Here is a 26,164-nt window from a genome sequence, read left to right as displayed (position 1 = left end):
CGGGTACGGGGGCGGGCGCGCGGGACGGAGCGGGGGGCGCGGGTGCGGCGGGACGGCGGAGAGTGCGGGGGGCGGGCGCGCGGGACGGAGCGGGGGGCGCGGGTGCGGCGGGACGGCGGAGAGTGCGGAGGCGGGCGCGCGAGACGGTGGATGGTGTCGCCGGGGGTCAGCGGCAGCTGTCGGCGGCCTCGATGGTGCGGGCGGCCTGGCCGAGGGCGGCGCGCAGGACGGCCGGGTCGGTGACGGGGTCACTCTCGCCGTCGGGCGGCAGCAGCCAGCCGGTGCCGGCGACCGGCGGGTCGGGGACGACGGGTCCGCTGGGTCCTGGGGCGGGTTCCGCGTACACGCTCAGGCCGCGGCCGAAGGTCTGGGTGCATGCGCTGCCCGGCAGGTCCCAGCCGTCCGCGGTGCCGGGCGGCACCAAGAAGCCGAGGGTGTCGCCACCGCCGTCGTGCAGGACCGGCCCGATGGTGTCGACCGCGCCGCGGCGCAGGATGTCGACCGCCTCGAGCCCCTGCCGGGCCGGGACCGTCACCAGGTCGCAGCACTCGTCGTCGCAGGGGGCGGGGCCGGGCGGGGCGCTGGCGTCCGGGGTGGGCCGGTGCCGGGCCGTGGTCAGGGATGCCGGGGACGCGCCGCCGCGCACCGCCCGGTACATGCCGTTCGTACGGGAGTCGCCGTTCTCCGTGCCGCTCTCCAACAAGGGGGCCCCTCCTCGCCAGTGCGGGGACCGCCTGGCTCCCGCTCCTCATGGTTCAACGCGGGTCGGCGTCAACAGGCACTGCGGCTCGCCGCCGCAAAGGATGGCAGTTCATGGCGGATCGTGGGTGAGATATCCGGTTTGTAGCCAAACACCGTGTGGCCGACCGATCACAGAGGGTACGTTCGTGCTCCGCCGGAACAGGGTGGCCCCGTGAGATCCCGTGCGCGGGTGCGGCACCCGGTGCGCGAGCGTGGGCACGTTCCGGCACGATCCGCACGAGAGGGTCCGGCCATGGCGTCGTCACCGATGGCATCGTCAACTCAGTCCCCACGACCGAACCTTGCCTTCCGCCGACTCCGCGGACAGCGCTCGCCGGGCGAGTTCGCCGCGGCGGTGCGGCGGGCCGCCCGCGAGATCGGCGAGCGGGTCTGCTGCGACGCGCGGTACATCGGACGCGTGGAGGCGGGTGAGATCCGTTGCCCCAACTACGCCTACGAACGCGTGTTCCTGCACATGTTCCCCGGCCGGACCCTGACGGACCTGGGGTTCGCCCCCCGCGCCCTGGTGCGCGGACGGGGGCTGCGCACCGAGTCCTCACCCGTCCTGCCCGTCCCCCCGACACCCGTCCCAGCGACCACGATCCACCTGTACGAGTCCCATCCGACCGGGTCCGACCCCCGCGCCTGTGATCCGTACGCGGTCCAGACCCACGAGGAGAGCGACGTGCAGCGTCGCGCGTTCATGACCGGCTCCACGGCCACCGTGGCGGCCGCACTCGGGCCCATCGGGCTCACCCTGGGCGGCCCGGCGGAGGCGGCCGCGCTGCGCGGGCGCCGCGTCGGGGATGCCGAGGCCGGCGCGGTCGAGACGGCCGTGCGCAGGATCAGGCTGCTCGACGACCGGCACGGCGCCGACGGCCTCTACCGGCGGGCGGCCGCGCCGCTGCGCACCGCCTACGCCCTGCTCGACGCGGGCACCACCACCCGGCAGTCCACCTCGGACCGGCTGCACGCCGGCGCCGGTGAACTCGCCATCTCCGTGGGGTGGCTGGCGCACGACTCGGGCCGCTTCGACGACGCCCGCTCGCACTACGCCGAGGCCCTCGCGACGGCCCGGGTCTCCGGGGACGCCGCGTTGGAGGCGCACGCCTTCTGCAACACGGCGTTCCTCGCGCGGGACGCGGGGCGCCCCAGGGAGGCGGTGCGGGCGGCGCAGGCGGCGACGCACGCCGCCCGCAGGCTCGGCTCGCCCCGGCTGCTCTCGCTGCTCGCGCTGCGGGAGGCCGGCGGCTGGGCGGGGCTCGGCGACCGCGCGGGGTGCGAGCAGGCGCTCTCGCGCGCCCACGGCCTCTTCGACCGCGGCGCCCGCGACGAGGACCCGGAGTGGATGACCTTCTACGGTCCCGCCGAACTCGCGGGCCTTGAGGCACAGTGCTGGTCGGCGCTGGGCGAGTGGGGGCGGGCCGCCGGGCACGCGCGGCTCGCCGCGACCACCGCCGCCGCGCAGACCCCGCAGTTCACCCGGAACATCGCGCTGTACACCGCCGAGCTCGCCGACGACCTGGCCCGCGCGGGCCGCCCCGACGAGGCCGCGCGGGCGGGACTTCGGGTGCTCGCGCTCCTCGGCGAGGTGCAGTCCTCCCGCATCCAGTCGATGCTGGCCGCGACCGCGCGGGTGCTGCTGCCGCACCGCGGCGTCCCCGAGGTGAACGACTTCCTGGCGGGGCACGCCGGGCTGCCCCGCGCCGTGTAGACGTACGGCCGTGCGGACGTACGGGCCGAGGTCGCTAGAACAGGTGGCCCGTCTCGTTCCACGACTCGATGGCGGGCTCTCCGTAGGCCCAGCCGAGGACCGACAGGGACGTCGGGTTGAGGCGGACGCGGGCGGCGAACTCGATGCCGGAGCCCAGCCAGCGGGCGGCGATGACGCGCAGGATGTGGCCGTGCGCGAAGACCAGGACGTCGCGGTCGGCGCTCCTGGCCCAGTCGACGACCTCGTCCGCGCGCGCGGCGACCTGCTCCAGGGTCTCGCCCTCGGGGACCCCGTCGCGCCAGATGAACCAGCCGGGGCGGACCGCCTGGATGTCGGCGGGGGTCATGCCCTCGTACCCGCCGTAGTCGAACTCCATCAGCGCGTCCCAGGCCGTCGCCCGGTCGCCGAAGCCGGCGATCTCACAGGTCTCCCGCGCGCGGGAGAGCGGGCTCGTGCGCACCTCGACGTCCGGGAGGCCGGCCAGAGGCGCCCGGTGCAGCCGCTCGCCCAGCAGCTTGGCGCCGCGACGGCCCTCTTCCAGGAGGGGGATGTCGGTCCTGCCGGTGTGCTTCCCGGACAGCGACCATTCCGTCTGGCCGTGCCGGGCCAGCAGGATGCGGGGTGCCATGAGGTCTCTCCAACTCGTACGCGTAACCGCCCCGTCACCTGCACCGACGGGACTTTTGCTGCTTTTTGCGGACTCCGGTGGCCCGCTCCCTCCATCATCACCCACCCTGGACCGGGCACCGGCCGTGCCTGGCAACCCGCTCGCCGATCTCTGCGTCTTAGACGGCCGGGGGACTCCTCGACGGCCTTCGCACGCGCCGTAAAGTGATGCGGCGGCATACGCCGCATGAACAGAGACGATGGGGGACCGACCGGATGCCGAAGACCGACGTGCCGGGCACCGCGGGCATAACCGGACACCGGCTCCGCTGGTGGACCGAGCTGCCGCTGATCGTCCTGGTGTACGCCGCGTACTCGGCCGGCCGGCTGATCGTCCGCGGTGACGTCGCCGAGGCGGTCGACCACGGTGTGGGGATCCTCAAGGCCGAGCAGTTCCTGCGGCTCAACGCGGAGAGCCCGCTGAACCGGCTCTTCACCGCCAACTCCTGGATCGGCGTCCCCGCCGACTTCTGGTACGCCTCGCTGCACTACCTCGTCACGCCGGCCGTCCTGGTCTGGCTGTTCCGCAGCCGCGCGGTCCACTACCGCGCGGCACGCGCGTGGCTGATGATCTCCACCATGATCGGCCTGATCGGCTTCACGCTGCTGCCGACCTGTCCGCCCCGGCTGCTGAGCAAGGGCCACGGCTTCGTCGACACCATGGCGCAGTACAGCGACTTCGGCTGGTGGGGCGGCGAGGCGAGCGCGCCGCGCGGTCTCGGTGGGATGACGAACCAGTACGCGGCCATGCCCAGCCTGCACGTCGGGTGGGCGCTGTGGTGCGGCGTGATGCTGTGGCGCTGCGGGCGCTCGCCGCTGTCCAAGGTGGCCGCCGTCGGCTACCCGCTCATCACGACGCTTGTGGTGATGGGCACCGCCAACCACTACTTCTTCGACGCGCTCGCGGGCTGCGCCGTGATGGGCGTCGGACTGCTCCTCGTACGGCCCGTGCAGCGGCTCGCGGAGCCGGTGATGGACCGGCTGCGGGAGCGTTGCCTGTCCTCCTCGGCGACCTCGCCCGCCCCAGAGTCCTCATTTGTCGGTGCCGGGTGCCAGACTTCGACGGGTGAGCGAATTCCCCGACAGCGCAAGCAGAGTGCCGCCGCCCCCGGCGCCGAGTCGAGTGCCCGGCCTGCCGACGCAGGCCACCCCGCCGACGCCGGGGACGGCGCTGCGGGATGGGGACTCCCCCGCCCGAGCGAGGTCGAGAGCTTGGGCAAGGCTCACTGAGCTGCGCGGCGCCGACCTGCCCGCGCGGCCGCTGGACGCCCGCGCCCTCGCCGCCCTCGCGGCCAACCCCGGGTGCCGGCGGCGGGCGCTGCTCGACGGCGCGGGGGTGGACAAGACGGCGCTCGCACAGTCCCTCGGCGCCGCCTCCGGCTTCGGCCAGTCCCAGTTCGCGTTCGTCCGGGGCAACGCCTTCGAGGCGCGGGTCAAGGCCGACGGCGGCGCGGAGCTGCTGCGCCTGACCCACGCCGGCCTCGGCGGCGGGCCCGAGCCGGTGGCGGGCGAGGCCGCCGTGCCCGACCTCTCGGCCGCCGGCCCCGAGGGCCGCGCCGCGCGTACGGCGCTCGCCCTGCGCGAGGCCACCGCGTCCGGCGGCTGGACGCTGCTCGACCACCCGATGCTGGCCCTGGAGGTCGCGGGCACGCCCGCCTTCCTTGAGCCGGACGCGGTGGTGGTCCAGCCGGACGGCACCTGGACGGTCGTCGAGATCAAGTCCTTCCCGATGATCGACGGCTCGGCGGACGCGGCGAAGGTGGGCGCGGCGGCGCGCCAGGCCGCGGTGTACGTGCTGGCCCTGGAGGGAGTGGCCGCGCGCCTGGACCCGGCCCCGAACGTCCGGCACCAGGTGCTCCTGGTCTGCCCCAAGGACTTCTCGAACCTTCCGACGGCGTCCGCGATCGACGTCCGCAAGCAGCTGTCGGTGACCCGCAGGCAGCTGGAGCGGCTGACCCGGGTCGAGGACATCGCGGCGGAGCTCCCGGAGGGCGTCACCTTCGACGTGCGACGGCCCGCCGACGAGCTGACCGCGGCGGTCGAGTCGGTCCCCGCGACGTACGCCCCCGAGTGCCTGGCCGCCTGCGAGCTGGCCTTCCACTGCCGGGAGCGGGCCCGCGAGCGCGGCGACGTGACGTCCCTGGGGCGGTCGATCCGGGGCGATCTCGGCGGCCTCACGCGGGTCGAGGACGTCCTCGCGGCGGCCTCGGGGGCGGCGGGCGACCCGGCGGATCCGGCGGTGGCGGCGTTGCGGCGGGCGGCGGTGTTGCGGCGTGAGGCGGTTTCTGGCGGGGGCGCCTTGGGGGGATCCTCTTGCTGAGCCGCGACTCGTTCGGGTGGGGGTTCTGTTCGTCGTCGACTGGCTGTCCTGCCGCTTCGCGGCGGATCGTTCCCACCCACCCGCCCTATTTTCCGGAAGAGGCTCCGTGTCTCTGATCGACAGTCTTGCTCGGCTCGAAGCCGTTTCCACCGGGCGGGCGCAGGTGCGGGCCACCGTGCGGCATCGGCACGTCTCGCAGCGGCCCCTCGTTCTCGTGCCGCTCACCACCGCCGGTGAGACGGGTGCACCGTTGGGCGCCCTCGTCGGGACCGAGCGGACCTCGCCGCGGCTCCTCACCGTCCCGCAGCCGCGCGACCGCGACCTGCGCTTCGCCTTCCTCGCGGAGCTCGCCGAGGTCGTCCTGCCGTACGTGGACTCCTTCGCGCAGGACGTCGAGGCCGCCGAGCGCAACGAAACCGACCCGGAGACCGGCAAGCGCGTCAAGGTCGAGGTCGAACTCTGCGCGGACGCCCCGCAGATCATCGTGCCGAGCCGCGCCGGCATCGAGTTCGTCCGGCTCCTCGGCCGCTCCATGCGCTTTCGCCGCACCGCCGAGCAGGACCCCGACGCGCCCTACCCCGCCCCGGCCCGCGTCCCCCTCCTCGGCCGCTGGCTGACGCACTACGGGGAGCGCGCCCGGGTGCCCGGCTCGTCGCTGCTCGCCGCCATGACCGAGCTGCTCTCCCGGCACTGGGCCACCGGCCAGTCCAGCCTGGAGGACCAGCACCTGGGCGCCCTGCTCGCCTGGATCGAGGCACCCGACGGCACGTCCGGCGCCGAGGCGGCCCGCCGCGCCGAACTCGCCCGCGACCGGGACGGCCAGCTGCTGTGCCCGCCCGCGGGCCCGGCCACCGACCCGGCGTTCGACAACGACCTGCTGGCCCCGGCCATCGAGCGGTACGACCGCGCGCGGACCGCGCTGGCGGCCGCCGAGGACGGCGTCGAGGCGGACGAGCGGCTCGCGCAACTGACCGGCGCCGAGCGGGAGATCCACGCCCTGATCGAGAGCAGGACCCGCCCCACCTGGGACGCCGTCTGGCGCGGCCTCGACGCCCTGTGCACGCTCCCCGAGGCGCCGCGCGCCGCCGAGCGGTGGACCCGCGACCGCTGGTCGTTCACCGGCCACCGCGACCGCGTGACGGCGGGCGAGCCGCCGCAGCCCCGCGTGGACGACGCGGTCACCGCGGCCAACAAACTCGCCGCCCGCGAGCGCGAACAGGCCCGCCTCGACGCCCAGGAGGCCCTCGACGACCCCCTGGTGATGGCGGGCCGCCGGCTCGCGGGCGAGGCCTTCGCCGGGGAGGTGACGGAGGTCGTGATGGCGTACAACGACGCCAAGAGCCCCCGGCCGCGCCCCCTGATCACGGTCCGCACGGACGACCGGCCGCACCTCGGCGAGCGCACCAAGGTGTACCGCTCCCTGCAGGGCAAGCCGCAGACCGCGGAGTTCGTGGCGTACGAGGGCGAGGCGGGCGGCGGGACCGTCGTCCTGCGCATCGTCGACAAGATGGGCCGCGGCAAGGAGCCCGAGCCCGGGTCCGTGCCCGACAAGGGTGACCGGATCTGCTGGACGCTGTTCGAGCACGAGCAGCGCGGCGGCCCCAAGCTGCCCGACCCCGAGGCCACCCCGTGGACGCACGGCGGGCCGCCCGCCGACTCCGCCGACGCCGCGGAGCGCCCCGACCCCGTGACCGCGGAGGACACCCTGTGATGCAGCTCGCCCCGCCCGCCGGCGGCTCCCTCGACCCCGGCGCCGAGGCCGCGCGCGCCACCGCGGCGATCCTCCACGACACGCTGCACGGCACCCATCGCGGCGTCGTCGTCGACTCGCCGCCCGGCGCGGGAAAGTCGACGCTGGTGGTCCGCGCGGCCCTCGAACTGGCCGCCGCCGGGCGCCCGTTGATGATCATCGCGCAGACCAACGCGCAGGTGGACGACTTGGTCCTGCGCCTCGCCGAGAAGGACCCCGAGCTGCCGGTCGGCCGCCTGCACAGCAGCGACCCCGATCCGTACGACAAGGCGCTCGACGACCTGGAGAACGTGCGCAAGTCGACGAAGCCGGGCGATCTGGCCGGCCTCGGCGTGGTCATCTCGACGGCCGCGAAGTGGGCGCACGTGAAGGTGGAGCAGCTCGACGCGCCCTGGGGCCACGCCATCGTCGACGAGGCGTACCAGATGCGCTCGGACGCGCTGCTCGCCGTGGCGGGACTCTTCGAACGGGCGCTGTTCGTGGGCGATCCCGGGCAGTTGGACCCGTTCTCGATCGTCGGCGCGGACCAGTGGGCGGGGCTTTCGTACGACCCGTCGGCGTCCGCGGTGACGACGCTGCTCGCGCACAATCCCGAGCTGCCGCAGCACCGGCTGCCGGTCTCCTGGCGGCTGCCCGCGTCGGCGGCGCCGCTCGTCTCCGACGCGTTCTACCCGTACACGCCGTTCCGCAGCGGTACGGGTCACGGGGACCGGGCGCTGCGGTTCGCGGTGGCGTCGGACGGGTCGGGTCCGGACCGGGTGATCGACGAGGCGGCCGCGTCGGGCTGGGGCCTGCTGGAGCTGCCCGCGCGCAACACGCCGCGCACGGATCCGGAGGCGGTGCGGGCGCTGGCCCAGGTAGTCCGCCGCCTCCTGGACCGGGGCGGCGCGGCCACCTCCGAGCGGGGCCCCGATCCCGCGCCGCTCACCGCCGACCGCATCGCGGTCGGCACCGCCCACCGCGACCAGGCGGCGGCGGTCCGCGCGGCCCTCGCCGACCTCGGCGTCATGGACGTCACGGTGGACACCGCCAACCGGTTGCAGGGCCGGGAGTACGACGTGACGGTCGTCCTGCACCCGCTCTCCGGCCGCCCGGACGCGACCGCCTTCCACCTGGAGACGGGCCGCCTCTGCGTGCTGACGTCCCGTCACCGGCACGCGTGCATCGTCGTCTGCCGTGCGGGGGTGGGCGCCCTGCTGGACGACCACCCGTCGACGGAACCGGTGCAGTTGGGTGTCACGGTGAAGTTCCCGGACGGCTGGGAGGCGAACCATGCGGTGCTGGCGCGGCTGTCCGAGCACCGGGTGGCGTGGCCCGGCTAGGGGTTCGCGCAGTTCCCCGCGCCCCTGAGCACCCCGGCGCCCCGCCCCCGTCAGGTACACCCCCACCTCAGCCAACGCCGAGCCCCGTAGGGGCGCGGGGAACTGCGCGCCCAGCCCCCACCAAGCGAAAGCCGCCCACGCGGCGGCGGGGATTCCGCGGGGACGCGCCCGCACGCCGACCGTGGTTGCTCGCGCAGTTCCCCGCGCCCCTTGACGCCCACCGGGCACCCCGCCCGCGTCAACGCGCCGCCCCGCAGGCCCAAGCGAAAGCCGCCCACGCGGCGGTGCGAACCCCCGGGGACGCGACCGCACGCCGACCGTGGTTGCTCGCGCAGTTCCCCGCGCCCCTTAACGCCCACCGGGCGCCCCGCCCCACGGGGAAGCCACCCACGCAGCGACGGGCCCCGCCCCCTTGTGTCGCAAGGGAGAATGGGAGGCGGCCGGACACCGGACGGGCGGCCGTACCGTACGAGGAGGAACCACCATGGCGGAGCCCGAGCGGCCCCGGAGCGAACAGCGCATGCGGCCCGCGCCCCTGCTCTTCGAGCCGGCGGAGGCCACTGCGGACCCCGAGCACTTCTTCGACCTGGAGTCGATGGAGGACCCGCGCGAGCTGCTCGACCGCGCGACCGAACTGACCCACGCGTTCCGCGCGGCGACGGACCGGTCCGTCGAGTTCCAGGCCATCGCGGCCGCCCAGCTCGCCGACCCCCGCCGGTTCGACCGGCTGACGCTCGCGGTCATCGCGGAGCGCGCGGAGTGGACCGAGGACTACGCCAAGAAGATGGTCGAGTTCGGCCGGGACCTGCTGCGGGGCGGCGGCGCCGAGCGCCAGTAGGCCGGAGGCAGTACGCCGTAGGCCGCAGGCAGTACGCCGTAGGCCGGAGGCCGTGCGGGCATATGCCAGGGGGCAAGGTACCCCACATCACCCCCTACCGTCCCGGTTTCGCGCAACTCTCGGAGATGATCTCTTCACCCTCGGTACATGTTGCTGTCATGAGCAGTCTCTCCCTCCACATCCCCGCGACCCCATCCTCCGCCGGGCCCGCCCACGACGCCTGCGCCGTCACCCCCGAGGGAGCCGCCTGGCTCGCCTCCGCGGAGACGTATCCGCGCAGCGCCCTGGCCCTGTGGCGCAGCGAGCCCACCGCCCCCGCCGTGCTCCCCTGCGGCACCGCCTTCGACGTGGTGAGCGTCCCCGCGGTGTTCGGGCGGCGGATGCTGGACCGGTTATGGACCGAGGGGCCCGGCTCGGGGCCGGTCGCCGCCCACCGCGGCCGCGTCCTGCTCTTCACCGCCCCCGGCACCGCCCAGCGGCTGCCCTCCCTCCTGGAGTGGGAGGAGTGGGGCCGCGCCGTCCCCTCCGTGCTCTGCCACGGCACCGGCGACGCGGTCACCGTGCCACCGCTCGCGGCCTGCGCGGACGCCGGTGCCGGCGCCCCGGGCGCGCCCCGCGGCGACCGCCTCGGATCGCGGTGGCTGGTGGCCCCCGGCACCCGGCACCCCTGGCTCCCGGGGCCCGAGGTCGTCCTCTGGGCCTGCGTCCGGGCGGCACGCGCCGCGGCCTCCTCCGCCGTGCGCATATCGATTTTTCCTGGCGGCGATCAGGATGCTAAGGTCTACGACGTCAGCAGGCGCCGCTAGCTCAGTTGGTTAGAGCAGCTGACTCTTAATCAGCGGGTCCGGGGTTCGAGTCCCTGGCGGCGCACAGACGGTGAGAAGCCCCTCGCGAGAGCGAGGGGCTTCTTGCGTCTCAGCGGTCATTCGCGGGCCGTCGCGCTCAGCCCGTCGTGACGTTCACCGTCCACGCCCCGGACGCCGTCCGTCCCGCCACCTCGACGCGGATCTCCTCGCCCGGCACCGTGAAGCTCTCGCCCTCGCGCACCGGAGCGTCGGCCAGCTGCGGGTAGACCGACTCGCCCCAGCAGGACTCGGAGTCCGGATGGGCGTCGACGACCTCGACCGGACCGGCACCGGACGCCGCCTCGTTCCGTACCCGGTACAGGAGCACCCCCTCCGTACAGGCTGCCTGGTCGATACCCTGGGGGCCGCGTGCCTCCAGGGCGAGCGCCGCGCCCCGGCCGGTGCGGATCACGGCGAGCCGGGTGCCGCCCAGGGCGCCGGGCGGCTGCGGCGCCGCCAGCGGGTCCAGGGTGAGACGCTCCGTACCGGCCCGCAGACACCGCACCTGCCGCCGCTCCAGCCAGCCCAGCTTCCACTTGTGCCAGCCGAAGAGGTCGGGGGCGAGGCCGAACTGGCTGCCCATGACGTCCCAGTCGCCGACGTGGGTGTCCCAGTCGCCCTTGCCGTCGGTGGGGCGGTGGTACAGGTCGGGCAGGTCGAAGACGTGGCCCGTCTCGTGGGCCAGGACGTTGCGGTCCGGCGGGTGGCGCTCGAAGACGGTGACGACGCGCCGGATGTCCGTGCCGTCGGCGCGCAGGGGGCGGTCGAGGTTCACCACCTTCGTGGCGTCCGAGTCGACGCCGGGCGCGTCCGGGTCCGCGACGAAGTACACGAGGTCGTACCGCGAGAAGTCCACGTGCGGGTCGGCCGCCGCCATCGCGTCGCGCAGATAGGCGGCGCGGCGCTGGGCGTTCCAGTCGCGCCGTATGGCGTACGAGAGGGAGCCGTGCGGCATCTCGACCCACTCGCGCCGGGGGTGCGGGGCCAGCTTGAACCTGCCGTACGAGGCCCGCTCGAAGAACTGGCTGGTGGCCGGGAAGTAGTCGGCGGTCAGCTCGTCGGGGGTGGTGAGGGGCGGCGAGTCGGGGAAGGAGAGGAACACCATGACCGCGTTCAACGTCCGCGTGGGGCGTGGGTAGGAGGTGTTCCAGGTGTCCAGGCCCTCCGAGTGGTGTGCGGTGGTGCGGCGCAGGGCGCACGGGCCCCCGGGCGACTCGGCGATCGCGGGGCCCGCGACCAGGGAGGTGGCGGCCAGGGCGGTCAGGGAGGTGAGCAGGGCGGCGGTGCTGCGCAGACGGGGCAGACGGGAGTTCTCCCCTCCACGGGTGAGTCCCCAAGAGGGGAGCTGACGCGGCACGTCGACCTCCGGGTGCGGAATGCGGGACACCCCACCCACCCTGTGGTGATTTGTTGAAGCTCGCCCTGTTTGTCTGGCCCTTCCGAGTGACGGTGCGGCGAGAGGGCGACACCCCGAGCGCTCACGGAACGTCACAAGCGATCGGGTCGCATCGGAACCAGTTCAGGGCCGAGCAGAAACGATCTGCCGACGGTGGTGGGCCCCGCCCGCCCCGGCGGTACGGCTGGAACAGCCCTCTGGCCAGCCTCTATGATCGGCACACTTTCCAGCGCGGGCCCGGTCCCCACACCACCGCCCGCCGAGACCGCCGGCCGACGAGACCTGTTCGAGAACAACCTGCACTGCGGGAGCAAGCGGTGAACGGAACGTCCCAAGGGCCCACCCCCACGACGGTCACAGCACCCGGCCGGGCCCGAGCCGACCTCACGGAGCGTCGCCGCACGGAGCGGTCCGACTACCGCGGTGCCTTCGCGGCCGCCCCGCTCCCCCTCGCCGTCGTGGACGGCGAGGGCCTGGTGCTCAGCGCCAACGACGCGCTCGCCGCCCTCTTCGGCGCGGCGCCCGGCTCGCTCACCGGCAGCGTCGCCGCCGATCTGATCGACCTCTCCTCCGACGCCCGCACCTGGCACGCCTACCGCGAGGTGCTCCGCGGCCGGCAGGCCAGGCTGCGCTGCACGCGGCGCCTGAAGCACCCCGACGGGCACTCGATGTGGGTGCAGATCACCGTCTCGCCAATGCCGGCGCCCGCGGGGCGGGGTGAGGCCGGAGCCGGGGCTGGGACCGGGGCGGGGGCCGGGGCGGGGCGGGGTGAGCCCCGGACGGTGCTGCTCGCCGCCGCCGACATCAGCGCGCGGCGCGAGCTGCAGGCCCGGCTGCGCCATGTGCAGATGCACGACCCGGTGACCCGGCTGCCCAACCGCAACCTCTTCTTCGAGCGGCTCGCCGCCGCGCTGGAGGCGGGCACGTACGACGACACGAGCACCGGGCGGATCGGGCTCTGCTACCTCGACCTCGACGGGTTCAAGGCGGTCAACGACACGCTCGGCCACCGGGTCGGCGACCGGCTGCTCGCCGCCGTCGCGGACCGGCTCACCCGGTGCGCGGACCGGCTCACCCGCCGCTCGGACCGGGCCGGTTACGGCGGGACGGGGGCGCCGCTGGTCGCACGGCTCGGCGGCGACGAGTTCGCGCTGCTCGTCGAGGACTCGACCGGCACGGACCAGCTCACGGATCTCGCCGAGACGACGCTGACGGCGCTGCAGGAGCCGTTCGACCTGTCCGGGCAGCGGCTCTCCGTCTCCGCGTCCATCGGCGTCGTCGAACGGCGCGCCGCGGGCACCACCACGACGGGGCTCATGCAGGCCGCCGACACCACGCTGTACTGGGCGAAGACGGACGGCAAGGCCCGCTGGACGCTGTTCGACCCGGAGCGCAACGCGCACCGCATGACCCGTCAGGCGCTGGCCAGTTCACTGCGGCCCGCCGTCGAGCGCGACGAATTCGTCCTGGAGTACCAGCCGTTGGTGGGCCTCGACGACGAGGGGCTGCACGGCGTCGAGGCGCTGGTGCGGTGGCAGCATCCGCAGTTCGGCCTGCTGATGCCGAATCGGTTCATCGGACTGGCCGAGGAGGACGGCTCGATCGTGCAGCTGGGCCGGTGGGTGCTGCGGAGTGCCTGCCGGCAGGCGGTGCGCTGGCAGGCGGAGCACCCGGAGCGTGAACCGGTGTTCGTCAGCGTCAATGTGGCGGTGCGTCAGGTGTGGGACTCGGATCTGGTCGCGGACGTCGCGGAGATCCTCACGGAGACGGGACTGCCGGCGCGGCTGCTCCAGCTCGAACTCACCGAGTCCGCGGTCATGGGCTCGGCGGGGCGCCCGCTGCAGGCCCTGCAGGCGCTGAGCGACATGGGGGTGCGGATCGCCATCGACGACTTCGGTACGGGGTACTCGAACCTGGCGTACCTGAGCCGGCTCCCGGTCTCCGTCCTGAAGCTGGACGGGTCGTTCGTGCGGGGCTTCCAGTACGAGGAGGGCGAGACGCACACGAACCCCGCCGACGAGGTGATCGTCGAGGCGATGGTGCAGCTCGCGCATCGGCTGGGGCTCACGGTGACGGCGGAGTGCGTGGAGACTGCGTCTCAGGCTGAGCGGTTGCGGAGGATCGGGTGCGATACGGGGCAGGGGTGGCTGTACTCGCGTCCCGTGGCGCCGGATCGTATCTCCGCGCTTCTCAGCTCCCGCTAGGGGGAACCGTAGGGGCCTGGGGGCCGCCTGCCGGGCCCCGCGCGCTCGCGGCTGCGGGCCCGCCTCACTTGCACGCGCAGTTCCCCGCGTTACGGGGCACGTCACCGGTGCCGGTCAGCCCCGACAGGGGCGCGGGGAACTGCGCGACCAGCCACAACCGGGCCGCACCCGGCACCCAACCACCACCACGCAGACGCGCCTGCGGGGCGCCGGACCACCTGCGGCCGCGGGTCCACGGGGGTTGCCCGCGCAGTTCCCCGCGCCCCTAACGGGGCACGTCACCGGCGCCGGTCAGCCCCGACAGGGGCGCGGGGAACTGCGCGGCCAGCCACAAACGGGCCGCACCCGGCACTCAGCCGCCAACACGCAGACGCGTCTGCGTGGCGCCGGACCACCTGCGGCCGCGGGTCCAAGGGGGTCGCTCGCGCAGTTCCCCGCGCCCCTTACGGGGCGCACCCGGCACCGTCACGCCGGCCTCGACGCAGGCGCGTCTGCCACGCACCGGACCACCCGCGGCTGCGGGTCCACGGGGGGGGGGGCGCTCGCGCCGTTCCCCGCGCCCCTTACGGGGCGCACCCGGCGCCGCCCCGCGCAGGGGCCCGCGTCAGGCCGAAGGCAACCCGTACTCGTTTGCGAGGAGTTCGTACGAGCGCAGGCGGACCTCGCCCCCGTGCGCGTTCGCCGTGAGCATCAACTCGTCCGCGCCCGTGCGCTTGGCCAGGTCGTCCAGGCCCGTGCGGACCTGGTCGGGGGTGCCGTGGATGACGTTCGCGTTCCAGCTGTTGATGAACTCCCGTTCCATCTCCGAGAATTCGTGGGCCGCCGCCTCCTCCGGCGTGGGGACCAGGCCGGGGCGGCCCGTGCGCAGGCGGACCATGTTCAGGGCCGCGGCCATGACCTGGCGACGGGCCTCGTTCTCGTCCTCGGTCGCCAGCGCCGAGACGCCGATGAGGGCGTAGGGGGCGTCCAGGAGCGCGGAGGGCCTGAACGACTCCCGGTAGAGGTCCAGTGCCGGAATCGTGTTCTGCGCGGAGAAGTGGTGCGCGAACGCGAACGGCAGCCCGAGCGTCCCCGCCAGCCGCGCGCTGAAGCCGGAGGAGCCGAGCAGCCAGAGCGGCGGGCGGTGCGGCGACTGCACGCCGCCGGGCGAGGTCGCCTGGACGGGGCCGGGGACGGCGTGGATGCGCCCGTAGGGGTGCCCGTCGGGGAAGTCGTCGTCCAGGAAGCGGGTGAGCTCGGCGAGTTGCTGCGGGAAGTCGTCGGCACCTTCGTTCAGGCGGTCCGTGCGGCGCAGCGCCGCGGCCGTCGCGCCGTCCGTGCCCGGCGCGCGCCCGAGGCCCAGGTCGACCCGGCCCGGCGCCATCGCCTCCAGCGTGCCGAACTGCTCGGCGATGACGAGCGGCGCGTGGTTGGGCAGCATGACGCCGCCCGAGCCGAGCCGGATGCGGCCGGTGTGCGCGGCGAGGTGGGCGAGGATCACGGCGGGCGAGGACGAGGCGACGCCCGGCATGGAGTGGTGCTCGGCGACCCAGTAGCGGTGGTAGCCCCTGGCCTCGGCCAACTTGGCGATCTCCACGCTGGTGCGCAGCGCGTCGGTGGCGGTGCGTCCCGCGCCGACGGTGACGAGGTCGAGCACGGACAGCGGCACGGGCGCGCTGCCGTGCCGCTCGCCGCGGATGCCGTCGCTGGTCGGGTCCACTGTCACTGGGGGTGCCTCCTGCGCTGCGTACGTACGTCACGTGGGTATGAAGGCGACAACAGGAGGCTCACTCCGTTTTATTCCCCGCACGTCCCCGCACGTCCCGAACCTCCCCTCGCGCCCTCATTCCCCGCACCTGGGCGCCCCCGCCCGGATACCGTGCCGACCATGGCTGATCCGCTGAAGACCCTCGTCGACGGAGTCGAGGTCGAGGTGCCCAACACCCTGCCGGACATCCGCGCCGCCCTGCCCGAGGGGCGGCGCGCCGAGTTCGACCGGGCCATCAACGCCGCCGGGGTCGACGAGATCCACGCCGTGATGCGGCACTGGATGCTGGAGGCCGTGCCCGACCCGGACGCCGAGGCCCGGCTCGCCCGGCTCGCCTCCGACGAGGCCGAGCGGCGGGGCACCGCGTGAGCCCCCGCCACCGCCGGGCCCACCGCGTCACCTACGCGCCGCCCGCCGACGACACCCTCGCCAAGATGGGCGACGCCGACGCCTTCCGTGCCGCGCTGACCCGGACCCTGGGCCGGGACCCGTACGGCCATGGCTCCACACCCGTACGGGACGACCCCGACCGCCGCGAGGCGACGGTCGACGGGGCCATCGTCCTCTACTACGTCTCCGGGTCGGTCCAGACGTTAACGGTGGTCCGGCTGATCCTCAGCCCGTAAGGACCGGACCGGACCGGCCCTCAGGCCTCGGCCTGGACCAGCGGCTCCTTCGTGAACAGATGGCCCAGCTCCGGCGCGTTGACCCTGCGCCGGGCCAGCCGCAGCGCCTCCCACACCGAGACCTGATTGGCCGTCAGGACCGGCTTGCCGAGCTCCGCTTCGAGCTCCGGGACGTACGCCGCCGTGTGCAGCGCCGTGTCCGGCAGGAGCAGCGCCTGGGCGTCCGGGTGGTCGCCGTCGCGGGCCAGCGCGAGCACCTCGTCGCGGCCCCACGTGCCGACCTCGGCCGCCGTGACGATGCCGCTGCCGCGCGCCGAGACGACCTCCGCGCCGGAGTCCTTCAGGAAGGACGCGAAGAGCCCGGCCACGTCGTCCGGATACGTCGCCGCGACCGCGACGCGGGCCGCGCCCACCTCGCGTACCGCGTGGGCGAAGGCGAACGAGGTCGAGGAGGCGGGCAGGCCCGCCGCCATCGCCAGCTTGCGCACCTGGTCGTGCGCGCCGTCCCAGCCGAAGACGAAGCTGGCGCTGGTGCACGCCCACACCACGGCCTCCGCGCCGGAGAGCCGCAGCTCCTCGACGCCCGCGGCGAGCCGCGCGTCCGAGCCCATCTCCAGGAGCGCGTCGACCCGGTGCGCGTCCTCGCCGATGTCCGTGTGGACGACCTGCAGCCGGACATCGCTGCCGAGCATCTGCTCCATGCGGGGGTAGTCGTCCTCGGCCGAGTGCCCCGGGTAGAGAAATCCGAGTGCCGTCACGTCCAGCCTCCTCCTTCTGCGGGTGGTACTTCGGGCAGGCCCTGCCCCTGCGGTGGGGCCGGCGGGGCGAGCGGGCTCGCGCCCGGCCGCGCCGTCGGATCGATCAGTGCCTGATAGGGCCCTACCGCACGCGTACCCAGCCGACGCAGTGCGGACCACATCGTCACCTGGTTCGCGGAGATCACCGGCATCCGCAGTTCCGCTTCCAGTTGCGGGATGACGTCGTACGTCGGGAGGTTCGTACAGCTGATGAAGAGGGCGTCGCAGCCGCCCGCGCTGCCCTGGAGCGCGCGGCGCGCCATGTCCGCCACGTCCCGGTAGGGCACCTTCCAGATGTGCCGGGTCAGGCCCAGGTAGGCGCGGGCCGAGACCCGGACGTGCGCCTCGGCGAGGTACTCCTCCAGGGACTGGGTCACCGACCAGGTGTAGGGCGTGACGAGCGCGATGCGGCGCACGCCCAGCTCGTCGAGCGCCTCCAGGAGCGCGCCCGACGTGGTCACCGAGGCGACCGTGCCCTCGCGCGTCATCGCCTCGCACATCGCGCGCTCCCCCGCGATGCCGCCGACGAAACTGCCCGACGTACAGGCGTACGCGAGGACTTCGGGCTCCGCGGCGGTCAGCGCGCGGACCGCCTCCTGGAGGGTCTCGTGCTCGCTGACCAGGCGGGCCAGGTCGAGGCTGACCTCGACGGGCACATAGGGGGTGCGGGTCAGATGGAGGGAGATCTCGTCCGGGATCCACCGCCACAGTTCACGGTCGAGGACGAAGTCGAAAGGGGCAACGACACCTACACCGCGCTGAGGGTGCGGTCCGCCGAGGAAAGAGACGTCCATGAACAGTCCCCAAGTTCGTGCGTGCATTCAGGGACCGGCCGGGGGCCGGGACGAGCGAAGCCGGCGACGCGCCGGGACGGCGGGACGGGGATGCTGCGCGGCGTACCGCACAGAGTGGGGGAGCGGCTGCACGGAGAGTACTGGTTCGGTACACAGCCGGTACAGCAGTGCCTCTGTTGACGAAGGTAGGTTCGGGTGCGAGCGTGGTCAATCCGCACATCTCAGACGGCTGAAGTCGTGTCCGTGTCACGCCGGAGCCGTACCTCCGACAGGGAAGCGGAACCTCATTGCGAAACGGTTTCCCCTCGATGTCCGATACGACCGTCCTCGTCCTTGACGCCCCGCCGCCGGCGCCTCCCCCGCGCCTCGGCGAACTGACCGGCCGGGCCCGGATCCTGCACGCCGACGCGGCCACCCTGGCCGAGCGGCTGCCGCTCGCCGACGCGTTGCTGGTGTGGGACTTCAGCTCGGACGCGGTGCGCCGCGCCTGGCCCGGCGAGGGGCCCAGACCCCGCTGGGTGCACACCGCGAGCGCCGGCGTGGACCATCTGATGTGTCCCGAACTCGCCGCGTCCGACACGGTGGTGACCAACGCGCGCGGCGTCTTCGACCAGCCCATCGCGGAGTACGTGGCCGCGCTGGTGCTCGCCCTCGGCAAGGACCTGCCGCGCACCCTGGAGCTGCAGCGCGAGCGCACCTGGCGCCACCGCGAGTCGCACCGGATCGCCGGCACGCGCGCGTGCGTGGTGGGCTCGGGGCCGATCGGCCGGGCGATCGCGCGCACGCTGGAGGCGCTCGGCATCACCACCGCGCTGGTGGGACGCACCGCGCGCCCCGGCCTGCACGGACCCGGCGACCTCGACCCGCTGCTCGCCCGCGCCGACTGGGTGGTGTGCGCGGCGCCGCTCACGGACGCCACCCGCGGCATGTTCGACGCCCGGCGCTTCGGCCTCATGCAGCCGTCGGCGCGGTTCATCAACATCGGGCGCGGCCCGCTCGTCGTCGAGGACGACCTGGTGGACGCCCTGTCCAAGCGGTGGATCGCGGGCGCCGCGCTCGACGTCTTCGAGCGGGAGCCGCTGCCCGCGGACAGCCCGCTGTGGACCGCTCCCGGCCTGCTCGTCTCCCCGCACATGAGCGGCGACACGATCGGCTGGCGTGACGAACTGGGCCGCCAGTTCGTCGAGTTGTACGAGGCGTGGGAGGCCGGACGGCCGCTGACGAACGTGGTCGACAAGGAACGCGGATACGTCCCCGGACACTGACCCGGACACTGAGGAGCGTGCATGACCGAGCTCACGGATCTCACCGCAGTACAACTCGTCGACGGCTACCGCAAGGGCGAATTCAGCCCGGTGGACGCGGTCGCCGCCGCGCTGCGCCGGGCCGAGGAGACCCAGCCGGCGGTGAACGCGTTCGTGCGGATCGAGCCGGAGAGTGCCCTGGCGCAGGCCGAGGCCAGTGCGCAGCGGTGGCGGCGGGGTGCGCCGCAGGGGCTGGTGGACGGCGTTCCGACCACGGTGAAGGACCTCCTGCTGATGCGCGGCGGGCCCACCCTGCGCGGGTCGCGGACCGTGCGCCCCGAGGGGAAGTGGAACGAGGACGCGCCGTCGGTCGCCCGGCTGCGCGAGCACGGCGCGGTGTTCATCGGCCGCACCACGACGCCGGAGTTCGGGTGGAAGGGCGTCACGGACGGTCCGCAGAGCGGGATCACCCGCAATCCGTACGACACGGCACGCACCTCGGGCGGCTCCAGCGGGGGCAGCGCGGTGGCCGTTGCGGTCGGCGCGGGGCCGCTGTCGCTCGGCACGGACGGCGGCGGCTCGGTGCGCATCCCGGCGGCGTTCTGCGGGATCTTCGGGATGAAGCCGACGTACGGGCGCGTGCCGCTGTATCCGGCGAGCCCGTTCGGGACGCTCGCCCATGTGGGCCCGATGACGCGGGACGCGGCGGACGCGGCGCTGATGATGGAGGTGATCACCGGCCCCGATCCGCGCGACTGGTCCCAACTGGGCGCGGTGGCGGGGAGTTTCCGGGCCGGCCTGGACGGCGGGGTGCGCGGGCTGCGCATCGCCTACTCGCCCTCGCTGGGCGGCCAGGTGGCGGTGCGGCCCGCGGTCGCGGCGGCGGTGCGGCGGGCGGTGGAGTCGCTGGCGGCGCAGGGCGCGTACGTCGAGGAGGCCGACCCGGACTTCTCCGAGCCCGTGGAGGCCTTCCACACCCTGTGGTTCAGCGGGGCGGCGCGCGTCGTGCAGCATCTGGCGCCCGCGCAACGGCAGTTGCTCGACCCGGGGCTGCGCGAGGTCTGCGGGCAGGGCGCCCGGTACAGCGCGCTGGACTATCTGGCGGCCGTCGACGTCCGGATGGACCTCGGGCGCCGGATGGGCCACTTCCACTCGACGTACGACCTGTTGGTCACGCCGACGCTGCCGCTCACGGCGTTCGAGGCGGGCGCCGAGGTGCCGCGCGGCTCGGGGCACCGGCGCTGGACGGGGTGGACCCCGTTCACGTACCCCTTCAACCTCACCCAGCAGCCCGCCGCGACGGTTCCCTGCGGGGTGGACGGGGACGGGCTGCCGATCGGGGTGCAGATCGTGGGCGCGCGCCACGCGGACACGGTGGTGCTTCGTGCGGCGCACGCTTTGTACGAGGCGGGGTCCGGGGGCGTCGCACCGCCCGTCGTGGCCTAGGGCCCGGGGGCTCTGCCCCCGGACCCCCGGTCCTCGATCGCCGGACGGCTTCAGTCATGCCGTCGGAAGTTCAGCGTCTCCCCCTGTGCGCCCGCGCGCCACAGGTCGTTGCAGGCCTCGGCCATCCGGTCGAGGCCTTCGACGATCTGGCCCCAGACGATGCCGGGGACCCAGCCGACGTCGCCGTTGAGGAGCAGATTGTTCCGTTCGTAGAAGAGGGCGAGGTCCACGACCGTGGTGCCCGCCTTCACGTCGGCCTCCGCCTCGTATCCGTACGCCTGGGTGCCCAGTTCCGTACCGGAGAAGGAGAAATAGCAGAGATCTCCCGGAATGGGGGTGACGGTCGGATTCTCCAGGGGTGGCTCTCGGTCCGCGAAGGCCGGGAAAAGGGCATAGATCTCGTTGCGCGCATACTTCGCGTGATAGACGTCCGAGCCGAGCGGCAGTGCCTCCCACACCGCCGCGCAGGTCACCGGGGCCCGGTCGTCGAGCAGCTTCGCCGTGCACTGAACTCCCCGCTGGGCGAGGGAGACTTCGATGAATCGGTCTGCCATGTGTCCCATGCTCCTCCCTGGGTCAAGACCACAACGATTGCATCAGCGGCCGGAATTCATCGGCATATGTTGCTTCGAGTCGGGTAGCCGCGCGCCCATGGCTCCACCACTTGGGAACAACGAGGGATTCATCGGCAGAGCGGTCCGCCGCCGCGCCCTGCTCACCGGAGCGGGCGGGGCGGCGCTGGGCGCTCTCGGGGTCTCGGCATGCAGCCGGGTTCCCGACGAGGGGAAGGTTGAGGGGGGCGATCTGCTGGACCGCCTGCGCGACAGCGGCACGGTCAGGATCGGTGTCGCGGGCGAGGTCCCGTTCGGATACATCGACGAGAACGGCGAGGTCACGGGCGAGGCACCGGCGATCGCCAAGGTCATCTTCCCCCGCCTCGGCGTACCCGAGGTCAAGGCGGTGCCCACCAAGTTCGGCGCGCTGATCCCCGGCCTCACGCAGGCCCGGCAGTTCGACGTGGTGTCGGCGGGCATGTACATCAACCCGACCCGCTGCGCACAGGTGCTCTTCTCCGACCCCGACTACCTCATGCTCGACTCCTTCATCGTGAAGAAGGGCAATCCGCACGGGATCAAGCGATACGAGGACATAGCCAAGAAGGGCCTGAAGCTGGCCAGCGGCACCGCCTACGCGGAGATCGACTACGCCAAGGCGGCCGGCGTGAAGTCCGTCCTCGTCCTGCCCGACCAGGTGGCGGGCCTCGACGCCGTGGCCCAAGGCCGCGTCGACGCCTTCGCCGGCACCAACGTCACCGTGCGCACGGTGATCAAGAAGAATCCGCGGGTCGAGGCGACCGAGCCCTTCCAGCCGGTCGTCGACGGCGAACCCGCCTACGGCGCCGGTGGTTTCGCCTTCCGGCTCTCCGAGAAGAACCTGCGGGACGCCTTCAACAAGGAGCTGCACAAGCTCAAGGAGAGCGGCGAACTCCTGCGCATCGTCAAGCCGTTCGGCTTCACGCAGGCGGAGATGACCGACCTGACCGTGCGGAAACTGTGCCCACCGGCGAAGGGGGCCTCCTCTTGATGTCGTCGGAGTTCCTCCAGAACTGGTTCCTGCCCGGCGTCTGGATCACCGTCCAGGTCACCTTCCTCAGCGCCGCCCTCGCCTTCGTGATCGCCTTCCCGATCGGCGTGCTGCGCACCAACCGGCTGTGGATCGTGCGGTTCCTCGCCGGGGCCTACTTCGAGATCTTCCGCAGCACCTCGTCGCTGGTCTTCATGTTCTGGATCGCGTTCACGGTGCCGCCGGTCTTCAACATCAGCTTCCAGCCGATGTTCGCGGGCATCCTCGCGCTCGGCATCACCTACGGCGCGTACGCCTCCGAGATCGTGCGCGGCGCGCTCGCCGCGGTGCCGCCCGCGCAGCGCGAGGCGGGCATCGCCCTGAACTTCACGCCGACGCAGCGGCTGCGCCGCATCGAACTGCCGCAGGCCTGGCCGGAGATGATCCCGCCGTTCAACAACCTGCTCATCGAACTGCTCAAGGGCACCTCGCTGGTCTCCCTCATCGCGGTCGCCGACATGACCTTCGCGGGTGACCTGCTGCGCCTCGTGAAGAACGAGAGCGCGCCGATCTACACCCTGCTGCTCGCCCTGTACTTCGTCTTCGCGTTCGTGCTCACCCGCGCCATGCGGATCCTGGAGCGGCACGCCAAGAAGCGGGTCGGGCAGGCGCCGGAGAAGACGGGTCTGTTCGGCGGGTTGCGCTCCAAGTCGTCGATCGACGTCATCACGGGTTCGGGGGCCGCCAAGTGAACTGGAACTGGTCGCACGTCGACGACTTCATGCCGCTCTTCTGGGACGGCCTGGAGCTCACCCTCAAGGCGCTGCTCTTCGGCACCCTGATCGCCTTCTCGCTCGGCCTGGTCTGGGCGGTCGCCCAGCGCTCCGAGAAGAAGTGGATCCGCTGGCCGGTCACGGTGGTCACCGAGTTCATCCGGAACACCCCGCTCCTGGTGCAGCTGTTCTTCCTGTTCTACGTGGTGCCGGAGTGGGGGCCCTCGATGTCCCCGCTCACCACGGGCATCGTCGGGCTCGGGCTGCACTACTCCACGTACACCTCGGAGGTCTACCGCGCCGGGATCGACGGTGTGCCGGCCGGGCAGTGGGAGGCGGCGACCGCGCTCAGCCTCTCCAAGCGCCGCACCTGGACGGCGGTGATCCTGCCGCAGGCGGTGCGCCGGGTGATCCCCGCCCTCGGCAACTACGTGATCGTCATGCTGAAGGAGTCGCCGCAGATGGCCGCCATCGGCGCGCTCGACATGCTGGGCCAGGCCCAGGGCTACAGCCAGACGACCTTCACCTACGAGGCGATCAGCGTGGTCGGTGTCGCCTTCATCGTCATCGCCTACCCGGCCTCTCTTCTTCTGCGAGTTTTGGAGCGTCGTCTTGTCCGCTGACAGCAGCACGTCCCAGGAAATCCCCAACCCCGTCGTCGACGGCAGCGAGCTGATCCGCTTCGACAAGGTCGTCAAGCGCTACGGCTCGAACACGGTCCTCGACGAGCTGGACTTCTCGGTCGCCTCGGGCAAGCACGTGACCCTGATCGGCCCGTCCGGCTCCGGCAAGACGACGATCCTGCGCCTGCTCATGACGCTGGTGAAGCCGGAGCAGGGCACGATCAAGGTGGGCGGCAGATACCTCACCCACGAGGAGAAGAACGGCAAGCTCGTCCCGGCCGGCGAGAAGCACGTCCGCGAGGTGCGCAAGAACATCGGGATGGTGTTCCAGCAGTTCAACCTCTTCCCGAACATGAAGGTGCTCAGAAACATCACCGAGGCGCCGGTCTCCGTCCTCGGCATGTCCAAGGACGAGGCCGACGTGCGCGCCCGTGAACTGCTCGACCTGGTCGGGCTCGGCGACCGCTGCGACGCGTATCCGACCCAGCTCTCCGGCGGCCAGCAGCAGCGCGTCGCCATCGCCCGCGCCCTGGCGATGCGCCCCCAGGTGCTGCTGCTCGACGAGGTGACGTCCGCGCTCGACCCGGAGCTGGTGGCGGGCGTCCTCGACGTGCTGCGCGACATCGCGCACACCACGGACATCACCATGCTGTGCGTGACCCACGAGATGAACTTCGCCCGGGACATCTCGGACCAGGTGCTCATGTTCGACTCGGGCCGCGTCATCGAGTCCGGGTCCCCGGAGAAGATCTTCACGGAGCCCGAGCACGAGCGGACCCGGGAGTTCCTGAGCGCGGTGCTGTGAGTCCGCACCGGGCTTGACGTGGGCATATGCCACGGTGGCGCGTTCCCGCCGGTGCGGCGGGGGCGCGCCACCAATATCGTCAACCGACGCTCCAAATGCGCCACTTGGCGGCTATCGTGGGGTGGAGCCCAGCTGTCCGGAACCGTTCCACGCAGGGGGATGCCGTGGCGTCGCAGCACGAGGTGACCTCCCCGCACCGCTCCGTCCAGAGCGCCCTGCGGGTCCTGGAGACGGTCGCCCGGCACGGCACCGGAGTGACCGCGGCCCACATCTCACGGGACACCGGCCTGCCCGCCGACCGGCTCACCCCGCTCCTGCACATGCTGCGCGCGGAGGGGTACGTGGAGCAGCTCGCCGACGACACCTCCGGGGCGTACGTGACCGGGGAGGCCCTCAGCCGCCTCGGCTCGGCCCAGCACCACGCGCAGGCGCTGCGCGAGAAGCTCCAGCGCACCCTGGACGGACTGCGCGACTCCATCGGCGCCGCGGTCTACATCAGCCGGTACGTGGACGGCGAGGTCCGCGTCACCGACTTCGCGGCGGGACCCGGCACCCCGGCGGTCAACGAGTGGGTGGACTTCCGCTCCTCCGCCCACGCCAGCGCGGTCGGCAAGAGCCTGCTCACCCAGCTCGACCTCGACGGCCGCAGGGACCACCTCTCCCGGCACAAGATGGCGCGGCTCACCTCCCGCACGATCACGAACGAACGGGTCCTCCTGACCCGGCTCGCCGCCCAGCCCGCGACGGTGCCGGTCCTCGACCTCCAGGAGTACGCGGTCGGCACGGTGTGCGCGGCGGTGCCCATCACCGCGGGGTCCGCGGTGGGGTGCCTCGCCCTCTCCCTGCCGGTCGAGCACGCGCACCGGCTGCGGGAGGCCGCGGACACGCTGAACCGCGGGGCGGCGCCGGTGCTGCTGTCCCTGGCGATCTGAGGGTGCCCCCGGCCGGCCGGGCCGGCTCGGCACCGGTTCGGAGCACCCCGCGGGACCAGGTACTATTTACGAGTCAGCAGGCGCCGCTAGCTCAGTTGGTTAGAGCAGCTGACTCTTAATCAGCGGGTCCGGGGTTCGAGTCCCTGGCGGCGCACTTGCGAATACGAAAGGCGTTCCCGATCTTCGGGAACGCCTTTCGTGCATGTATACGGCGTCTCCGCGCGCCCTAAGGGTGCGGTTTTCCGCACCCTTACTCGACGGCAACCCTCATACCGCCGCTGACCTGCGCTTTCTAGCGTGAGACGCATGGACCTCACGACTCTCGCCCTCCCCCAGGAACCCGCGGGCGGCATCGCGGGCTGGGCCGCCGACCTCGTCGACGTGCTGGGCGGCCCCGGCGCCGGGCTCGCCATCGCCCTGGAGAACCTCTTCCCGCCGCTGCCCAGCGAGGTGATCCTGCCGCTCACCGGCTTCGCCGCGGGACAGGGCGTGATCAGTCTGTTCTCCGCGCTGTTCTGGACCACGCTCGGCTCGGTGGTCGGCGCCGCCGCCCTCTACGGCATCGGGGCCCTCTTCGGGCGCGAGCGCATGCACGCCCTGTGGGCGAGGCTGCCGCTGGTCAAGGCGGTCGACCTGGAACGGACCGAGGCGTGGTTCGCGCGGCACGGCACCAAGGCGGTGCTCCTGGGCCGGATGGTGCCGATCTTCCGCAGCCTGATCTCCGTACCGGCCGGCGTGGAGCGCATGCGGCTGCCGGTCTTCCTCGCCCTGACCACCGCGGGCAGCCTGGTGTGGAACTCGATCCTCGTCCTGGCGGGCTACTGGCTGGGCGACCGGTGGGACACGGTCGGGACGTACGTGGGGCTCCTCTCCAAGGCCGTCCTCGTCCTCGTCGCCGGGGCGGTCGCGGTGTACGTGGCGGTGCGGGTGCGCTCCCGGAAACGGTCCGGGGACGGGGGCCGGGCGGGGGCCCGGGCGGGAGCCCGCCACCGTCGTGCCGAATAGGGCTCGGCTAGTG

Annotated in this window: 25 protein-coding genes and 2 tRNA genes; 20 read left to right on the top strand and 7 right to left on the bottom strand. The window is 73.1% G+C overall.

The features are described 5' to 3' along the window. Window positions 1-166: 166 nt before the first annotated feature. Window positions 167-658 (bottom strand): hypothetical protein, encoded by a 492-nt coding sequence (locus tag ACZ6CV_RS23310; protein ID WP_469252753.1) that lies wholly within the window; start codon window positions 656-658, stop codon window positions 167-169. A 336-nt stretch (window positions 659-994) separates the two neighbouring features. Here ACZ6CV_RS23310 and ACZ6CV_RS23305 point away from each other — a divergent pair, with 336 nt between their 5' ends. Further along, entirely contained in the window at window positions 995-2,455 is a 1,461-nt protein-coding gene (locus ACZ6CV_RS23305; RefSeq protein WP_469252643.1) for a tetratricopeptide repeat protein, read from the top strand. Between the two features lie 34 nt (window positions 2,456-2,489). Here the strand turns inward: ACZ6CV_RS23305 and ACZ6CV_RS23300 are convergent, their stop codons facing one another. Continuing rightward, window positions 2,490-3,083 carry a histidine phosphatase family protein gene (locus ACZ6CV_RS23300; protein ID WP_469252642.1) on the bottom strand — a complete coding sequence of 198 codons (594 nt, stop codon included), beginning with the start codon at window positions 3,081-3,083 and terminating at the stop codon, window positions 2,490-2,492. Between the two features lie 254 nt (window positions 3,084-3,337). Here ACZ6CV_RS23300 and ACZ6CV_RS23295 point away from each other — a divergent pair, with 254 nt between their 5' ends. The 7 genes from ACZ6CV_RS23295 (at window position 3,338) to ACZ6CV_RS23265 (ending at window position 10,221) form a co-directional block, all read left to right on the top strand. After that, a complete protein-coding gene (locus ACZ6CV_RS23295) occupies window positions 3,338-4,351 on the top strand; it encodes a phosphatase PAP2 family protein (RefSeq protein ID WP_469252641.1) in 1,014 nt (337 codons plus the stop codon). Further along, window positions 4,254-5,441, top strand: a complete 1,188-nt coding sequence (locus tag ACZ6CV_RS23290) for a hypothetical protein (RefSeq protein ID WP_469252752.1) — start codon at window positions 4,254-4,256, stop codon at window positions 5,439-5,441. The genes ACZ6CV_RS23295 and ACZ6CV_RS23290 overlap by 98 nt, the downstream gene beginning before the upstream one ends. Before the next feature lie 106 nt (window positions 5,442-5,547). Next, complete coding sequence (locus ACZ6CV_RS23285) at window positions 5,548-7,152, top strand: hypothetical protein (protein WP_469252640.1); 1,605 nt, start codon at window positions 5,548-5,550, stop codon at window positions 7,150-7,152. After that, window positions 7,152-8,513 (top strand): AAA domain-containing protein, encoded by a 1,362-nt coding sequence (locus tag ACZ6CV_RS23280; RefSeq protein WP_469252639.1) that lies wholly within the window; start codon window positions 7,152-7,154, stop codon window positions 8,511-8,513. Before ACZ6CV_RS23285 ends, ACZ6CV_RS23280 begins: the two co-directional genes overlap by 1 nt. Before the next feature lie 484 nt (window positions 8,514-8,997). Continuing rightward, window positions 8,998-9,351, top strand: a complete 354-nt coding sequence (locus ACZ6CV_RS23275; RefSeq protein ID WP_362368816.1) for a hypothetical protein — start codon at window positions 8,998-9,000, stop codon at window positions 9,349-9,351. A 158-nt stretch (window positions 9,352-9,509) separates the two neighbouring features. After that, the gene (locus ACZ6CV_RS23270) at window positions 9,510-10,157 is read left to right on the top strand and encodes a bifunctional DNA primase/polymerase (RefSeq protein WP_469252638.1); all 648 of its coding nucleotides are present in this window, start codon (window positions 9,510-9,512) and stop codon (window positions 10,155-10,157) included. Continuing rightward, window positions 10,148-10,221 (top strand) — tRNA-Lys (locus tag ACZ6CV_RS23265). The genes ACZ6CV_RS23270 and ACZ6CV_RS23265 overlap by 10 nt, the downstream gene beginning before the upstream one ends. A 72-nt stretch (window positions 10,222-10,293) precedes the next feature. On the opposite strand, the gene ACZ6CV_RS23260 is transcribed toward ACZ6CV_RS23265, so the two are convergent. Continuing rightward, window positions 10,294-11,583 carry a M6 family metalloprotease domain-containing protein gene (locus ACZ6CV_RS23260; protein WP_469252637.1) on the bottom strand — a complete coding sequence of 430 codons (1,290 nt, stop codon included), beginning with the start codon at window positions 11,581-11,583 and terminating at the stop codon, window positions 10,294-10,296. 326 nt (window positions 11,584-11,909) lie between these two features. Between ACZ6CV_RS23260 and ACZ6CV_RS23255 the strand changes: the two genes are divergently transcribed. After that, on the top strand, window positions 11,910-13,796 hold the full coding sequence (locus ACZ6CV_RS23255) for a putative bifunctional diguanylate cyclase/phosphodiesterase (protein ID WP_469252636.1): 1,887 nt from the start codon (window positions 11,910-11,912) through the stop codon (window positions 13,794-13,796). Window positions 13,797-14,400: 604 nt separating this feature from the next. On the opposite strand, the gene ACZ6CV_RS23250 is transcribed toward ACZ6CV_RS23255, so the two are convergent. Continuing rightward, window positions 14,401-15,495 carry an LLM class flavin-dependent oxidoreductase gene (locus ACZ6CV_RS23250; protein ID WP_469252751.1) on the bottom strand — a complete coding sequence of 365 codons (1,095 nt, stop codon included), beginning with the start codon at window positions 15,493-15,495 and terminating at the stop codon, window positions 14,401-14,403. Between the two features lie 168 nt (window positions 15,496-15,663). Here ACZ6CV_RS23250 and ACZ6CV_RS23245 point away from each other — a divergent pair, with 168 nt between their 5' ends. Continuing rightward, entirely contained in the window at window positions 15,664-15,912 is a 249-nt protein-coding gene (locus tag ACZ6CV_RS23245; protein WP_362368804.1) for a hypothetical protein, read from the top strand. A gap of 65 nt (window positions 15,913-15,977) precedes the next feature. Next, the gene (locus tag ACZ6CV_RS23240; RefSeq protein ID WP_355816592.1) at window positions 15,978-16,169 is read left to right on the top strand and encodes a hypothetical protein; all 192 of its coding nucleotides are present in this window, start codon (window positions 15,978-15,980) and stop codon (window positions 16,167-16,169) included. Window positions 16,170-16,189: 20 nt separating this feature from the next. Here ACZ6CV_RS23240 and ACZ6CV_RS23235 read toward each other — a convergent pair whose 3' ends face one another. After that, the gene (locus tag ACZ6CV_RS23235; RefSeq protein WP_469252635.1) at window positions 16,190-16,927 is read right to left on the bottom strand and encodes a maleate cis-trans isomerase family protein; all 738 of its coding nucleotides are present in this window, start codon (window positions 16,925-16,927) and stop codon (window positions 16,190-16,192) included. Next, a complete protein-coding gene (locus ACZ6CV_RS23230; RefSeq protein WP_469252634.1) occupies window positions 16,924-17,760 on the bottom strand; it encodes a maleate cis-trans isomerase family protein in 837 nt (278 codons plus the stop codon). The genes ACZ6CV_RS23235 and ACZ6CV_RS23230 overlap by 4 nt, the downstream gene beginning before the upstream one ends. Window positions 17,761-18,068: 308 nt before the next feature. On the opposite strand from ACZ6CV_RS23230, the gene ACZ6CV_RS23225 reads away from it, so the two are divergent. Next, entirely contained in the window at window positions 18,069-19,025 is a 957-nt protein-coding gene (locus ACZ6CV_RS23225) for a D-2-hydroxyacid dehydrogenase (RefSeq protein ID WP_469252633.1), read from the top strand. Window positions 19,026-19,046: 21 nt separating this feature from the next. Continuing rightward, entirely contained in the window at window positions 19,047-20,450 is a 1,404-nt protein-coding gene (locus tag ACZ6CV_RS23220) for an amidase (RefSeq protein WP_469252632.1), read from the top strand. A 50-nt stretch (window positions 20,451-20,500) separates the two neighbouring features. Here ACZ6CV_RS23220 and ACZ6CV_RS23215 read toward each other — a convergent pair whose 3' ends face one another. Then, entirely contained in the window at window positions 20,501-21,004 is a 504-nt protein-coding gene (locus tag ACZ6CV_RS23215; RefSeq protein ID WP_469252631.1) for a DUF3830 family protein, read from the bottom strand. Window positions 21,005-21,101: 97 nt separating this feature from the next. Here ACZ6CV_RS23215 and ehuB point away from each other — a divergent pair, with 97 nt between their 5' ends. From ehuB to ACZ6CV_RS23180, 7 genes are all read left to right on the top strand, one after another. Further along, window positions 21,102-22,034 (top strand): ectoine/hydroxyectoine ABC transporter substrate-binding protein EhuB, encoded by a 933-nt coding sequence (ehuB, locus tag ACZ6CV_RS23210; RefSeq protein ID WP_362368786.1) that lies wholly within the window; start codon window positions 21,102-21,104, stop codon window positions 22,032-22,034. Further along, window positions 22,034-22,765, top strand: a complete 732-nt coding sequence (gene ehuC, locus ACZ6CV_RS23205; protein ID WP_469252630.1) for an ectoine/hydroxyectoine ABC transporter permease subunit EhuC — start codon at window positions 22,034-22,036, stop codon at window positions 22,763-22,765. Before ehuB ends, ehuC begins: the two co-directional genes overlap by 1 nt. After that, complete coding sequence (ehuD, locus tag ACZ6CV_RS23200) at window positions 22,762-23,409, top strand: ectoine/hydroxyectoine ABC transporter permease subunit EhuD (RefSeq protein WP_362368780.1); 648 nt, start codon at window positions 22,762-22,764, stop codon at window positions 23,407-23,409. The genes ehuC and ehuD overlap by 4 nt, the downstream gene beginning before the upstream one ends. Further along, window positions 23,399-24,214: an ectoine/hydroxyectoine ABC transporter ATP-binding protein EhuA gene (ehuA, locus tag ACZ6CV_RS23195; protein WP_469252629.1), complete on the top strand. Its 816-nt coding sequence runs from the start codon at window positions 23,399-23,401 to the stop codon at window positions 24,212-24,214. Before ehuD ends, ehuA begins: the two co-directional genes overlap by 11 nt. 164 nt (window positions 24,215-24,378) lie before the next feature. After that, a complete protein-coding gene (locus tag ACZ6CV_RS23190) occupies window positions 24,379-25,146 on the top strand; it encodes an IclR family transcriptional regulator (protein ID WP_469252628.1) in 768 nt (255 codons plus the stop codon). An 80-nt stretch (window positions 25,147-25,226) separates the two neighbouring features. Then, window positions 25,227-25,300: transfer RNA gene (locus ACZ6CV_RS23185), tRNA-Lys, on the top strand. 152 nt (window positions 25,301-25,452) lie between these two features. Then, window positions 25,453-26,151, top strand: a complete 699-nt coding sequence (locus ACZ6CV_RS23180) for a DedA family protein (protein ID WP_469252625.1) — start codon at window positions 25,453-25,455, stop codon at window positions 26,149-26,151. Window positions 26,152-26,164: the final 13 nt, after the last annotated feature.

It is taken from the genome of Streptomyces sp. NPDC041713, assembly GCF_055591085.1.
The sequence above is the reverse complement of the archived record's forward strand: the minus strand, read 5'-3'. Positions and strand labels throughout refer to the sequence as shown.